This is a genomic window from Polynucleobacter sp. 39-46-10, assembly GCF_002282275.1.
Window position 1 is genome coordinate 1 of record NZ_NCJB01000548.1, and the last position, 1,066, is coordinate 1,066.

At 39.3% G+C, this 1,066-nt stretch carries 2 protein-coding genes; both read left to right on the forward strand.

Annotated elements, in window-relative coordinates:
• On the forward strand, positions 1-465 hold a 465-nt coding region (locus tag B7X71_RS17605), incomplete at its 5' end, for a glycosyltransferase (RefSeq protein WP_293601696.1).
• A gap of 2 nt (positions 466-467) precedes the next feature.
• The gene (locus B7X71_RS17610; RefSeq protein WP_293601697.1) at positions 468-863 is read left to right on the forward strand and encodes a hypothetical protein; all 396 of its coding nucleotides are present in this window, start codon (positions 468-470) and stop codon (positions 861-863) included.
• The last annotated feature ends 203 nt before the right edge of the window (positions 864-1,066 follow it).

The following is a 1,066-nucleotide window of genomic DNA, read 5'->3' on the forward strand; positions in this document are numbered from 1 at the left end:
GAGGGTTGGTCCATCTTTGCAGATGGAGATATGGTTTGTAAGGCAGACATTGCGCAATTATGGAGTTTGCGCGATGAATCAAAAGCGGTTCAGGTTATTAAGCATGACTATCAAACAAAAGCCAATAAAAAATATCTGGGCAATAAAAATGAAAACTACCCAAGGAAAAATTGGTCAAGCCTAATCCTTTGGAACTGCTCTCATCCAGATAATAAAGTGTTAACCCCTCAATTTATTCAGGCTCAGCCCGGCTCTTATCTTCACAGGTTTTCTTGGCTTCCTGATCAATTAATTGGCGAGCTTCCAATAGAGTGGAATTGGCTAGCAATTGAATATCCAGATAACCCTGAAGCAAAGTTAATTCATTACACGTTGGGAACACCTTGTTTTAAAGATTATTCCAATGAATCCATGTCAGAATGCTGGAAAGAGGCATACGAAAGAAGTAATGAAGGGTTTGATTAATAGTGAATAAGCCAACAATTTCCCAGAGCTATTTAGATGAGCAGAAGTTATTACATCAAAATCCCAATTATGGGGTTGCCTCTCTTTCATTTGCACCCATAGTCGCTGACTTTATTCGTCAGACTGGCATTCGTTCGGTATCTGACTACGGTGCAGGCAAGAAAAATCTTCTTTTAGGCCTTGCAAAAGCTGGGATAGATTCTATTGATTACTACCCATACGACCCCGCTTTTGAAGAGTATGGTCAGCCCAAAAGTGCAGACTTAGTTTGCTGTATTGATGTTTTAGAGCATATTGAGCCTGATAGATTGGAAAATGTTTTAGGTGAACTTGCGCAAATTACGCAGAATTTCGGATTTTTCTCTATACATATGGGCCCTGCGGCAAAAACATTGTGAGATGGGCGCAATGCCCATTTAATTCAAAAACCAAGCTCTTGGTGGCTTCCCAGATTGACAAAATATTTTGAAATACTTCATTTGCAATCCCATCAAATGATGGACCATGGAATTTGGGTTATTGTTCAACCCAAGGTGGAAATGACTGGCTAGATGTTTAGATTTATTTTTTTGGTTTCAGGCAAATAAATCATTGCCACTAG